Raw genomic sequence first — 14,063 nt, forward strand, 5'->3', positions numbered from 1 at the left:
TGCGCTTACCGCCCTTAAAGGCTGCGCGACAAAGCGCAGCGCAATGAGTACGTATTTCAACGCCCTCGCTTTCGCCGATACTGCAAAAACGCAAGGCACCTTCCTTTTATTCCAGGGGCAAGTACGACTAACTTGCGTGGGAAACGCCGGCATCGACGTCACCAGTACGCGGCCCATAAATAGACGAACAGCGTGTCGTTGTCCGATGCGTTTCGCCCGGTGCCGTCGTAATTGGATCGGGATCCAAGGTATTTAGTGAAATGCGTGTATTGCAGGCCGACCCGGATGTTCGGCACCGGAATCCAGAAGATCTCGGGTATCCATCCCTGCGTGGCAGGCGAAAAGTTCGCGCTGCTGGCGTAAGCCACGCTATCTGTGCTGCCCGTCACATTGAAGAAAGCGAGGCTCACGCCGTACTTGGCCTGATAGATGTACGACACTTTCAGCAGCATCGATTTGAGATTTGCCGACTGGCTGTCGCCTAAAACGAAATTATTCGGATCACTGATATTCTCATGTGTGTAGCGCGCCTGCGCGGTAATCGTATGCGGTTCCAGCAGGTACTGATACTGCGCATCCACACCGATATCGCGATAGCGGGTCACACCCTGCGTGAAGATCGGGAAAGCGTTTGGATCGTTGGGATAGACATCGGCAAGCAAGCCGAACGTCCCCACCATGATGTTATGCGGGCCCCATTCGCGGGTCAGCGCAACGCGCCAATACGGGTTGTAGCCTTTCAGATAGGTCTGCGGGTGGGCCAGGTCTCCGGCCTTGCTGCCATGACTCAGAAACGACCAGATTCCGTCGGCGGTGCTGTACGCGGTCAGTTCCGCGTACACCATCTTGTTCCAGTACAGGTAGCCGCCGATGCCGACGACCTGCTGCGCCAATGCGCCCTCGATGAGAGGCGTGAACACCGGAGACCCAACCGCGCTCGTCGACGAAGAGAGGTAGGGGTAGCTCCATGCAGGCGCGGTGTTAAAGACGTCCTGCACCGTCGGATTGTTGTGCAACGTTACGCCTAGTATGAAGTCGCTCGCTTCGCCGATGATCCGTTCCACGTAACGGACATCGGTGTTGTCCGATGCCCATTTACCGATCCACCTGCCGTCGCCATTCTGGTGATCGTAGTTCGTGTAGGTATATTGAGCGAACGCGCCGATCTTGTCGGTGATCTTCCCGGCGAGGAAAATACTAGCCGCATCCCATGTCAGATTGCCGTCTTTGGGCGAGATGGGATTCCCGTTAGCGTCGTTGTTGTGCCGGGTCTTGGTCGCATCAACTGTTCCCATCACGGCGAGCGGGATGGTGCGTTCGCCGAGCGTATATCCGTTCAGCTTGAACATGCGCCCATACGGCGTGAGCTCGGGAAACTGACCGCCGGCGTGGCACGCAACGCAACTTTGTCCTGTTTGACGTGCGAATATAGGCAGAGCGTGTGCGGTAGAAGCCTGGAACAGACAAAGCGCCACGAAGGCCACCGTCCAACCACAGCGAAGCATCTGATTAAATGCAGGAATACTGATAATAGTCTTTGCCATGGCTATCTCTCCCTGCGCCGTGCTGCACACATTTGCCAACGGCGGAAAAATTCAATGACTGCGTTGCTGTGTCGCGCCTGACGGCAACGAGCGAAATGAGAAGAAGGTCTCGCGACTACGGTGCCCCAATCCGGTGAGGCATTCGCGCCCCCTTGCCACGTTTATATTGTGCAAACCGTCGACAGGAAACGACATGGGTCAACGTCCTATTCTTGCGGTAGGGGAGACGCCCGGCCGCGCGGGCGATAGCGTCTCGTGATTTCTTGCGCGCCAGTCCACGCTTCGTCTCACGACATCGTCACGGCACCATCCAGGCCCCGTCGGCAACGAGCCTGACTCGGTCCGGCTCGGCAAAGCGGACGATATAGCCTCCCTTGGACGCGAAGCGCTGTCCGGGCGCCAGCGTGAGGCGCGGGTAGTAGCCGGTCAGGATGCGGCGTTCAAGCATGTCCTGAATGCGCTCGATCAGGTAATCCCTCTCAAACGCATCGACCATATGACCAAGCGTCTCCGCCAGCAGACCGCACGCGAGATAAGTGTCCGCCTGGACCTGCGGGGCGACCATCGGGATTTTGCGGATCGAGAACCAGCCGAATGCATAGTCGACACGGACACGCCGTCCGTCCGGCAAGTCGAATGGATAGGCGAGGCGCGTGACACCGCGCCAGCTTGCCGACAACGGTGTGCTATCGAGCCCGCCCAGCAGCCCCGACATGAACACGGTGTCCGACGGCGGCGGCAAATGCCCGAGCGCCGCAACGTCGGGCGGACGCAGCCATAGCACCAGCACGTCCCCATGCGAAATTCCGTGCAGGGAGCGCGCAACGCTGTCGCCTGGCGCAAGAGCACGGCTCGACACCGCGATGCCATGGCCCTTCAACGCGGCGGCAAGCGCCTGTGCGCCCCGTTCGCCGTTGTCGCCTGTGCGATAGACCTGCCACACCCTTGTCGTTCCTTGCATGGGTTTGCCATGGGCTTCATCGAGAATCCGCCTGGCGAGCAACTCCGCCTCGAGCAGTACGCCCTTCGAGAAATACACGGAATAGAAATCCTGGTCGGTTTCGACCGGCACTTCCACGTTGGGAAAGAGACACGGCACGGCCTCCTGCTCGCAGAACTCGTGGACCGGCGCCCAGTTTTTGCCGCCGAGTCCCGACAGCACCGCAAACACCGGCTGCTCCACCAGTAGGCGCTTCAACTGTTCATGCCACGTCGACGGCGGTCCGCTCAACTCCCACACATGCAGCTCCCAGCGGCGATTGACCATGAACATCATCTTGTGCGACGCGCGCAGCGGCGGCGTCGCGCCAAGCGGAAACACGTTCTTGTCATCGAAGTACTGTTTGAGCACATCGAGCATGCCACGCCGTTTCACCGGGTCCGCATCCGGTGTGATGATCGTCGCGAAGTGCAGCACCGTGTCCGTCACACCTGCTGGCCTGCGTCGATCGAGGCGTTTCAGATAGCCGATCAGCGCTGCCATGTCGGTGTCGTTCAACGCGTACTGCGGCATCAGATTGCTGAGCGGTTTGCCCTCCGAATCGAGTCCCTCGCGTATGGCTCTTGCGATCGTCGCATCGGTGTAGGGCTCGCGATTGATGCGCATGCCGGGAATGTACGGGAGGTCGAACTCGTCGGGGTTCTCTACGCGAGCATGGATCAGATACCGGTCAGTGATCGGCGGGATGTTGTTATTCCCCTCTCTGGATCCAAGGCCGCTGCGCCGATGGCAATTCATGCAGGCCGCGGCGGCGCCTCGCAGGTTCACGCCGCCGTCGTGCATCGCTTCAAGCGGTTCGCCCGAACCCAGCACGCCTTTCTGGAAGATCGCCTCCCCCGTGTTCGCTGTCGTTACGGGCGGCGACGAGGGGGCAGCGTTCGCCTTGCCTACCGGCGCAATCAACGCGGCGAGCAATGCCCATTGAACGAGCGCGAGCGCCGCGAGCCATCGCACCCGAGCGCTGGCTCCTCGGCTGACCCGGGCGCAGTCCATGGCTAGGGGCCCGGCCGGCTCAGAGCGGGCGACGACGCATCGGCATTCACCGACACCGAGTTGCGCCGGCCCTGCGAGCCCGGTTTCGTGAACATCCCATCGTCAAGCGGCGGATTGAGCGTCACCTTGTCGATCATCAGCTTGTCACCCTTTCCGGCCGCCGCTGCGCCGCTTTCGATCGTGAACGGTATCTGCAAACCGTCGACGCTCCTGTAGTCGCCGTACTTCACTTCCACTGTGACCGGCCCGCGAGGGCCCCGCGCCACGCGGTCGTACTTCACGTCAAGAAAGCTCTGCGCGTCGACCCACACATGACGGGTCACACCGGAAGGCAACTTCACGCCGAGGCGGTATGCATCGTGTCCGTCGACCTTGTCGATACCGTCGAGCGTGACATCGACACCCTTCGCCTGATGGTCGATCAGCAATCCGTCGATGACCTGCTCGTCATGCGCGGAACTCAGCTCGTCCATGGTGTACGGCCGCGCTTCGCCGCCGCCGGTGGCGCTCGGGCTCACCTTCCAGCCTTGTTTGCCGTTGAATACCCGGACAGCCCGGTGGCTGAGCACGGTGACCTCGAAGCGTGTCTTGTTCGGACGTTTCAGCGCGAGCGCAAACGGCATTTCCTCCGCGGGTGTATTCGCACTATCCACGTGCCCGACCCAGACCATCGTCTGGATATTCCGCCATGCGTCGAGCCCTCCCCTCGCGGCGATATTTTTCTCGACGATCTGGTCCGCGCTCAGATCGTGCTCCGGTATTTGCTCGCTCGCGTACACCGCCGCCGTCAGGCAGCCGATGAGCACCCACAGTGCGATTCGTGTCATGGCAGTGGACCTCGCACGATAACGGCTAGTGGCTATTCACCAGCGGCTGCTGGTTCGGCACTTTGGCCATGGCCAGTTGCGGTTTCGCAAACAAGGTATCGTCCGCCGGCGGATTCACCACGACATGGTCGATCGTCAGCTTGTGCGTCGGCTTGACGCCGCTGACGGCGGTTTCCAGCGTGTGCGGAATGACGAGCCCATTTTCTTTCTTGTAATCGCGATAGAAGATGGCGACGTCGTGCATCCGGCCGTCGAGCTTGCGTGGTTCGCCGTCGATCTTCAGTTCGAGAAAACTGCTTGCGTCGATCCAGATGCGGCGTGACGTATTGTCTTTCGTCGTCAGCTTAAGGACGTACGCGCGATGCCCTTCCACCGATTCCATACCCAGAGCATCCACCCGTGAGCCCTTGCTCGCATAGTCGATCAGCGGCCCTTCCAGGTCAGCCGACGCCGCAGCCGATTTAGCCTCCGCAGGGGTATACGGTTCGACTTCGTCGCGTCCGAGGAAGGGCCTGACCTTCCAGCCCCGCGCGCCGTCGTAGACCTGAAACGCCGTCTGCTCGTTGAAGCGAACCTCGAAGCGGCTCTTGTTCGGCCGCTTCATCGTCATCGTGAACGGCAGCTTTGTGTTCTTCTTGCCACCGGCATCGATCTGCCCTGACATCGTGATCGTATTGACCGCATGCCACGCCTGAAGCCCACCACGTGCCGCGACGTTCCGCTCGACGATCTGCGCCGCACCAAGATGACTCGCCGCAGCGGCTTGCGCCGTTCCTGCGGCCGAGGCCGCGTATGCGACCGGGCAGGATGCCAGAACACAGGCCACTGAGGCCGCCGAAATCGCCTTCAAAAGAAACCGGGACATGATTCACCTCCCCCATTTGTGTTGCAAATCACCGTGCCGCGATCATTCGACGATCAGTCCGTCGACATGAAGCGAACCGATGAAAATGTCGACGCGCTCGCCGGCCTTGATCGGCCCGCCCTTGTTGGAAAACACCATCCAGTATTCCTGCCCGGCTTCAAGTGGACCGGTCTGACGCAACGGCCCGACCTTGTCCATCACCGGAATCTCGAGCACCGCGTGGCTCGTTTGCCCGTACAGGTAGGCGGTCGCGGTCTTCTCGCCGAGCAGATGCGCCGCCACCGGATCCGTCACGCGATAGTTGAAGCGGATCAGATTGCCCGATGCGGTGCGGCGCACGCTCAGGTTATCGATGCCCTTCATCATCCCGTAGTAGTTCTTCGCGTGTTGCGACACACTCACCGGCAAATACGGCGAGTGCCTGGCTGTGAGCGCCGGCGGCGCGCTCTGCTGGGCCGCGACCCCTTGAACCAGGGTCGCGGCCAGCCACACGCTGCTCGTGAACAGCACCGCCGGCTTTGTCGAGGGGGACCGAAGTTTCATTACAGCCCCCTCACCGTATGACCGCAGGCAGCGTCTGCGCCGGGGTCAGCGGCAGCGGTGGCGTCACGACGGGCAGCTTCGGCGCCACTAACTGGAACAGCCCGAGCAGACCACCCGTCGACGAGCCACCCAATGCGAGCGGATCGATGGGTGGAGGGGTGCCGCCCAACAGGCCTGGCTGCACGACCTCGACCGCGCCGATGTCGATGGCGGCGCCCTGCGGCCTCGACGTGCCGAAGATGTCGTGATTCGGCGCACCGGCCGCCGTGCCGGCATTCATTGCTGGCGAACCCGTATTGATCGAGTAGTTGCCCAGCACTACGTTATAGCCGGTCATGCCCGACGTGAGCGCTTCGTTGAACAGCGACAGCGGACCGTACGACATGTTGATCCACTGGTTGCCTTCATCCGGCGTCGCCGACGGCATCAGGGTGAACAGCGGATTCGGAAGAACCGTATCGGCGATACCCGGCGGTACCGTGATGCCGATTCCGCCCGCTTCCGGCGGCACACGCGAGCCATTGCAGTACTGGTGCACCACAGCCGGATTCAGATTGCTGTTGTGCGCTCCCGGGTAGTCACCGGCGTCAGTCAGAATCGAGTACTGCGGGTGCATCGTCAAAGCCGCTTGACGACTGCTGGCCGAGGTGTCGCCGAACGCGCCAATGTCCCAATAGACTGCGTTCGGATCGCAGAAGCCTGTCGCCTTCCCTGCCTGATTCAACGACGGGTTCAACGTGACCGCGTTCTGCAGGCCCGCGATGTTCGGATTCTTTCCTCCCACGGTGATATAGAACGTGCGGTTCTGCCAGAACACGTTATTGGTCAGCACCGGGTTCGAGAACGTCGTGCAGTTGGGCAACCCCGCCGGACATGCCACGCTCTGATTGGTGAACGCGACGATGAAGTTCCCCGTGTGGCGCGCGGTCTCCAGCCCAGCCGGCTCGAATGTCGACGTCGTGATCGGAGAGCACGTCGTTTCCGATCCAACCGTCGTGCAGTTCGGCGGCCCGACGTTGGCCTGCGTGGCCGCGGGCGTGTTGAACAGCACGCCAGCGGACGCCGTCGAGTCGTTGGAGACCACCGTGTTGTTGATGAAGTTCACGGCTACCGCATCCTGCAGGGAGACACCGCCTCCTGCCCACCCGGCCACGTTGTTCGCGATGATGTTGTTGGTCACGCGAACCTGATACCACGCGCTCGAGTTGTTGGGACTGCGTTGCACGTCTGTGCCGTTGACGCTCTGCAGCCGCAACCCACCGCCCTTGCCGCTCTCCGCCGTGTTGCCGACAATCAGATTGCCGTCGATCATGAGGCCCGGGCCAACGCCATCCGAAAGCTGAGGCGCGCAATCGATGTCCACCGTCGAGTTCTCGCAGAACGTGCCGTCAGGCGGTACGCCTTGGGCGATGATGCCGCCACCGTACGTGGGCAGCGTCGGGTTGTTGCTCTGGTTGAACAACACCCAGTTGTGCGAGATGTCGCCGTTATAGCTGAACCCGAAGTGCGCGATACCGCCGCCGTCGCCGGCACTGATGTTGCCGCAGACCCAGTTGTAGTTGAAGTGATAGTAGTCGGCACCATTGCAGAAGGTCACGCCGCCCGCCGATGAAGGCGTGGTCGAGTTGATTTCGTCGCCATACGAAGCATTCGACGTCACCGCGTTGTTGTGAATGTTCACATGCTGGTTGAGCAGGAACGGCAACTGCGTCACGCCGTCCGCGGCGATCGTCGCTTCGGCAGTTTCGACCTGGCCTACCGTGATGCCGCCTGTGAGCGTCCCTGCGTTGGCGAAGACACGGTTGTTCGAGACCTCCGTGTAATGGTTCCAGCCGTGCAGGAAGATCCCTCCGCCGCCTTGCGAGCTGTTGGTGAAGGTCATGCCGTCGATACGCGACGGATTGCACAGGAAGTTGCTCGGGTAGTTCGTGCAATCCGGCGGGTTCGGCTGGAGCAGGGTCGGGCCAGTGAGCGGCGTGCAAATGCCGTTCGCGATGCAGTTCGGGTCGGGTTGCGAGTTCACGTCCTTCACGCCCTTGGCGAGCACGGTAATGGCCGCACCTTCATATGCGCCCATCAGCGTCGGCTCGATCAGCAGTTCAGCCAGGTTGCCGTTGAGGTTGAAATCCCATCCGGAGGCGGGTTCGAACGGTATCGCATCCACCTTGCGCTGCATCGTGGACGCACAGGAATACGTGCCGGTCGGATCGTACGGATTGCTCGCCGAGATCAGGCCGCCGTTCAAAGCGTCGCCGAAGAGACAGCCCACCTGCCTGCGCCACGGGTCCATCTTGCCCGACGGGTGGGTGTTCGCGTTGACGGTCACCGCCGTCGCACCGACACCTTGCAACCGCACGGGCTTCCACATCAGCAGCATTTCGTTATAGACGCCCGGACCGACGATGATCATGTCGCCTGGGGTCGCCTTGTCGATCGCGGTCTGAATCGCGTTGCTGGTGGCGTTCTCGCCATTCACATAGGTCGGCGTCTTGCCGCCGATCGTGACCGTGACCGTGTCGATCGAGCGCTTGCCGTTGGCCGCCGTGATGACGAGTTCACCGCAGGACGTGGGATTCAGCACGCCACGCTGCTGGATCGTGCAGCTCGACTGCGAGCCGACCAGGATGGGCACCTGGCCTGTGATCGTGGTGTCGCTCCATGAAACATTGTTCATCGGAACACCGCCGATCGTGGCGTTCTTGCACGGGCCGATGGCCGGGCATGTCGAAGGCCGGCTGCCAAAGCCATAGTGACGCGTCAGGAACTTCTGATTGAACGGCGCCGTGGTCGCGGCCGGACCCGTGTAGCCATGGTTCGGCACCTGCTGGTTGCCCTGAGCGTTGATGGTCAGCGTGCGGGTGGCAACGCTCACCCAGGGTCCCGCGCCGGCGCCGAGCGAGTCGCCCGTTACGCTGGAAATCGCCGGCGTGGCATCCGGGTACGCGCAGTCAGGCTGGTTGTAGCCCTCCGCGAAGGCCGAAACCGGCACCACTGGCGTATCCATGTACTGGGTCTGTCCAGGCATGAACGGAATCTCGTAACAGAACTGGCTGTATGCCGTGTTAAACAGAGGATCGCGAATCGTCTGGCCAGGATGCGCCGGATCGGGCATATCAGGATCGTTCATGCAGGCGACCATCATCGTCGGCGCATAGCCGGTGGGGTTCGGCGGGTTGACCTGCCAGGTCGAATAGTTCAAGCCGTTGAAGATGCCCCATTGATCCGTATATGTGCGAGCGACTTCGTTGCCGGCGAAATCCTTCATCGAGATCGGCACGTTCGGCACCGCAAACTTTTCACCGAATTGCGGCGAATACGGATCGAACTCCGAAGAGAAGTCATCCAGCATGAAGCCGGTGTAGTGCGCGGCCACGTGCGTCGAACTGAAGATCCAGAACTTCGTCAGCACTGTAGACTGGCTCGTCAGGTTAACTTCCTTGCGGTCGCACAGGTGCCGGGAGGCGCCCGCGAACGGCGCGACTTCCTGCGAACCCGGGAACAAGCTGATGTAGTCGGGCACGATGCGCAGCTCACCGACGCAAGGCCAGGAGGTTTCGATGCTGCCCGTGTCGCCCTCGCCCCGCGAGTAGGTGGTGGAGCCCAGGTCCTGGGTCGGATTCTGCGGATTGTTCCGGTTATAGGTGGAGTTCACCGCAGCCTGGTCGGGCAGGATGAAGATGGCGCCGATGCCGGCGAACTGCTGCGTGACCGGCGCAATATAGTTGTCGCCGATCAGGATGTTCTTGTCTTCCTCCTTCACCAGTTCGTAGCCCGGCGGCACGATCACTTCGACCACGTACTTGCCGGCAGGCAGCATCTGCGTACCGTCGCCCGAAGGATTGGCCACACAGACCGTGCAGTTCGTCGCGGTCGGCTTGCCGGTCGTCGTACTCCGGCCCGTCACGCTGGGGAATTTGTACATCCCGTCGTACGGCGCGGGCTGCAACTGGTTGAACGCGTGCATGCCGTCGTAGCACTTGAACTGCGAATGCGCCGGCAACGCACGCTTCTGCGCGTCGAGCCATTGCGGGGTGTCCTTCAACGTGAAGAAGAACGGGTCAGTGGCCTCCTGTCCCGGACAGTTCATGTTCGGCACGCCGTCGGAGCGGAAGCCCTGCGCCCAGTCATCCCAGCTGGCGGTCTTCGTCGTGTCCACCAGCGTCAGGCTGGTCGTGCCATCCGCCGCGACGCCCTCCTGATACAGGTTCACCGTGACGTTCGGCACGTCCGGCGTCCACTTTGTGTGGATCAGCAGCGAAGGATCGTCGAACGGCCGCGTCGAAGCGTAGATGACTTCGCCCCGGATGCCGCCGTTTTCAGTCGCGCCAAACTGCGCCTTGCCGAACTCGATAAAGGAACTCTGCCCCGAGAAGCCCTGCCAACCCATCGTGGTCACCCACGGCGGATCGACTCTGCCGGTCGAAGGATTCGACCCCGTACGGTCCTTGCAGTCCGCGTCGTTGCAATACACCGCGCCCGGTACCCGGAGGTTCGTGGGCAGGTGCGCCGTCGCGGATTCCAGGGTGTTGGCGTAATTGGCCGCAATGGTCGAGGTGCCGCCTCCGGGTGTGCCGTCGGGCGGGCCGCCGGCGTCGTAGACCACATGGACGCCAGTCTGCTTGAAGCGGGTTTCGTCGGTGTCGACGACGTACCAGTTGAACAGCGGGAACACTTCGTTAAACGACGCATAGCCGTTCAGGTCCGTGTTGTTGAAGTTCGAATAGCTGCCGTCGCGGAAGCGGATATTGGTCGGAACCAGCGGGAGCCCTGGCGAACTCGTCTGCGAGACGCCGGAGCCGGTCGTGTCCATGAACGTCCGGGTGTAGAGATTCGTGTGCCATTGGAGCACCGAAAGATCCCCGACATCCACAGTCTGGCCGGTCGCCAGTTGCACCGCAGTCGCGAGCCCATCGACGATCTGATCGTTCCATTGATCGAAGATCGTGATTCTGAACGTGCCTGCGGGCAAGCCGCTAAAGCTGAACGTCCCGTCGGCGTTGCACTTGGTGAACGCCACATCCTCGCCGTCCGGATCGCCGACGCTGACATAGCACTGCGTGAAACTCAGCGAGGTACGCGAGCCGGCGCCATACAGATTCTCGTTCGGCGGACGGCTGTAGTGCAGGTTCGTTACCCTGCCCTTGAGCCCGCTGGTGCACGTCGCACCTGCGCAAAGGAGCGGCAGGCGAGCATTGATGATTTTCGGATTGGCAAAGCCGACCGCCACGTGAAAGCCTGCCGGCCCGAACTCCTGGAAGTACGCCGGCCCACCCACCTTGACGAACGCGTCGTGTGCCTTCTGTCCGTCCAGCGTGTTCGTCTGCAGCCATTCCTCTCCCCTGCCGATCCGGTCGGCTGCCGGCGTCGCGACGACGCCGTACCGGCCTGGCATCAGGTTGGCAATGATGGCCTGGCCGACGAGCGGCGACAACGTCTTGCCGTCCGACTCGAATTTCGGACACGTCGGGACCATGCCGACAATTCCGTCGGTCGCCGTCGAAATCGGGCAGGCATTGAGCCCCGTGACCGGATCGATGGTCCCCTGCAAGGAATTGGACAGCGGCATGTTGAACATGTCGTACGTCATCTGTCCGGTTGGGTCGCCGGTGCCGCCCGCGTCGTCCCAGAGCTTGATTTCGAATCCGCCAAGTCCTGGTTCGCGCGCCGAGCCGAACGTGTCGGTACCGCCACTGACGTCCACTTCGCCATTCACCGGGGCGTCGTCTTCGAAGACAAACACCGAGACCTTCGCGGTCGCCATCGGCGTCTCCTGCAACAGCACGTTGACGCTGGTCTGTCCGGGGGCGATCGGGGCGCCACCCATGGTGTGGCCGCACTTACCCGTGCCCGGCGCAAAATCCGCGCCGGCGGGACCCGACGGGCAGTCTTTGGAAATGTCGAACTGTCTCTGCGGCCCGGTCGGGTTCGCCGGATTAACCGGTTGCGGCAAGCCCGCACCGTTCCCAAAGCTGTTACCGGCGTCCCCCGGCAAGATCGAGATGTAGTAGTGCTTTTTCGGATCGAGCGCCACCTGGCTCGGATTGACCGGCACCTGTTGCGCAGCCGTCGTGCGGCACACGCCGTTGCCGATATCGCACACAGCCGGCAAGTGCGAGTTGCTCGCCGGGTCATATACCGTTTGCCCCGACTCGCAGGCGACCTTGCCGACACAACCTGCTGCCACCACCGGCATGTAGCTGGTGTGGAAATTTGCGCCGAGGCTGGGAACCGGCAGCGGCGGGCACGTAGCCGGGCGCGTTGTCGCGGTCGTCTGGCATGCGGGATCGATCTGGAAGGTACGGTCTTCCTCGATGATCCAGCGGTAGTCGGCAAGCTGAACCGCGGTCTTGCCCGGCGCCGCGCTCGGCGCGTCCAGCGGCTTGACGATAAGTCCGCTGCCGCCCTTGAACGTCACCGTCACGGTCGCGGCGGTGCTCGACGTGTTCTGCGAATTCTTTGCCGTGTATTTGAACGTCATGGTGGCAGTCGCAGTGCTGCCGACCGGCGGCGTCGTCGGAATCGCGGTGAACGATCCGTCCGGATTCAACGTGACGGTCCCGCCTGTCACAGCACCCGAAATCGCCGCGGTGAGCGGCAGCCCCTTCGGATCCGAGGCATTGGCCAGCACGCCGGGCGCGCCGATTTGCAGCCGCGACGCGATGTTGCTGACGTAAGCGCCATTGCTGGCCACCGGCGGGCCAGACAGACAACCGTTGCCGGCGCTGCAGGCCGACAGCGTGACCGTCGCCGATACCGCGGGATTGCCGTTGGCCTGATACACAAAGCTGTCGGCTGTCGTACCGGCATTCGGCACATAGACGAACGTGCCATCCGGGTTCAGCGTCAGCGCGCCGCCGGTGGTCGTCGTCTTGACCTCCACGCCGTAAACATTCACGTCCTTGGCTTTCACGCCCTTGGCAGGGTCCGACACGGTCAACGTGGTGCCCGGGACAAAGAAGTAGGCAGCGGAATTGGCAATCGCATTCTGATTCGCGGCCCCAGCCGTCGGCAGCACGCCGCCATTGACGGCGACATAAGCCTGCATCCCGCCGTCACGCTGATTGTTTGTAGACAGGCTCAGTTCGCGGTCGAACACCGGAAGCGCCGTTGCGCCTGTAGCCGGTGCGTTGATCATCACGTCGTAGGTTTTGCCCGCGGCCAGAAACACTTCCGACTGGACTCGCGCGTTACCGGGCAACACATTGCCGTCTTCGGCGATCAGCGAGAAACCGGAAGCGACGGGATTGCCGGTTTGTGCACCGACTATCGACGGAACGTGCATCCGCAAACCGGCGTTCACGAAACGCACGAGCACCTGGCCTGTCGCAACAGGCGCGGTGGCGGCAAACGAAGACCCGCCGGGATTGGTGCGGTCGAAGGCGACGCCGTTGATCAGGTAGTAGCGCGGATCGTAGTTCACGGTCGGCGGATAGCAGGTGCCGAACGCCGTCGACTTCGAATCGCCGCAGCCGCCGGGCTGACCCGACCACGCCAGGGTTTCGCTGAAGCCTGTCGTCGTCACTGCCGCTGCGACAGCCGTGTTTTGCACGGGATCGATTTCGCTCAGCACGAGCGGTACGTCGGCGTCATAGCAGATAGCCGGACTCGTGTAAGCCTGATACCGCTGCGACGCTACCGGGCAGCTTACGGTGCCACCGACGGGTGCCTTCACCACCAGCACGCCGTATAGTCCCATCGGCCCCTGGATCGACGGATGTGTTCCCGACTCGATCAGGTAAGTGCCGGGGCTGAGGTTGCTCCAGGTGAGCGAGGTAGTCTTGCCGGTCGCCACCTCGGTTGCAAACGACTGGACACGAGGCCCTTGCGCGGGCGGCGTGAAAGTCGCGCCGCTCGCGGTGGTGGCAATCGGCCAGGTTGTTGCGGTCTGCGTCGGATGCGGCGGACTCGGCATGCTCGTCGCCGTCGTCCCCAGCCCGCCGCCCAACTGCCCCACCACGACGAGCGAGGTCGGCACGGCACCGGGCAAGCTATTGGTGAGATTGACCGTCAGCGGTCCTGGCGGCACGGTGATCACCACAGGCGACCAGTTCGCTCCGGCGCCCGGATTTGCCGCCGCACAGGTCGCCGGCGCAACCGCAGCCGGCGTACAGGTGTAGCCCCACATCGGCACCGCCTGCCCGTCGGGCAGCGTGGCAGTCGTCGCCTTCGCCGTCAGATTGACGACTTGAGCAAAAGATATGCTGCTGGCAGTCAGCAGAATGGACGCTGTGACCCCTGCCTTGAGCACGGCGAAGAGGGTCGCCTTAAACTGAGTGGATCTCATCGCGCTT

The 14,063-nt window shown here is 62.3% G+C and carries 6 protein-coding genes; all 6 read right to left on the minus strand.

The window, feature by feature from the left end:
* Positions 1–158: 158 nt before the first annotated feature.
* Positions 159–1,349 carry a cytochrome C gene (locus M0D64_RS04890; RefSeq protein WP_266256848.1) on the minus strand — a complete coding sequence of 397 codons (1,191 nt, stop codon included), beginning with the start codon at positions 1,347–1,349 and terminating at the stop codon, positions 159–161.
* 493 nt (positions 1,350–1,842) lie between these two features.
* On the minus strand, positions 1,843–3,498 hold the full coding sequence (locus M0D64_RS04895; RefSeq protein WP_168435928.1) for a c-type cytochrome: 1,656 nt from the start codon (positions 3,496–3,498) through the stop codon (positions 1,843–1,845).
* Positions 3,499–3,539: 41 nt separating this feature from the next.
* On the minus strand, positions 3,540–4,364 hold the full coding sequence (locus tag M0D64_RS04900) for a hypothetical protein (protein ID WP_154565702.1): 825 nt from the start codon (positions 4,362–4,364) through the stop codon (positions 3,540–3,542).
* A gap of 25 nt (positions 4,365–4,389) precedes the next feature.
* Complete coding sequence (locus tag M0D64_RS04905; RefSeq protein WP_266256849.1) at positions 4,390–5,229, minus strand: outer membrane lipoprotein-sorting protein; 840 nt, start codon at positions 5,227–5,229, stop codon at positions 4,390–4,392.
* 42 nt (positions 5,230–5,271) lie between these two features.
* Entirely contained in the window at positions 5,272–5,772 is a 501-nt protein-coding gene (locus M0D64_RS04910) for a hypothetical protein (protein WP_154565703.1), read from the minus strand.
* 10 nt (positions 5,773–5,782) lie between these two features.
* Positions 5,783–14,056: a choice-of-anchor Q domain-containing protein gene (locus tag M0D64_RS04915; protein ID WP_266256850.1), complete on the minus strand. Its 8,274-nt coding sequence runs from the start codon at positions 14,054–14,056 to the stop codon at positions 5,783–5,785.
* Positions 14,057–14,063: the final 7 nt, after the last annotated feature.

Origin of the sequence: Paraburkholderia sp. WS6 (assembly GCF_030464835.1) — a bacterium.
Taxonomy (GTDB): domain Bacteria; phylum Pseudomonadota; class Gammaproteobacteria; order Burkholderiales; family Burkholderiaceae; genus Paraburkholderia; species Paraburkholderia madseniana.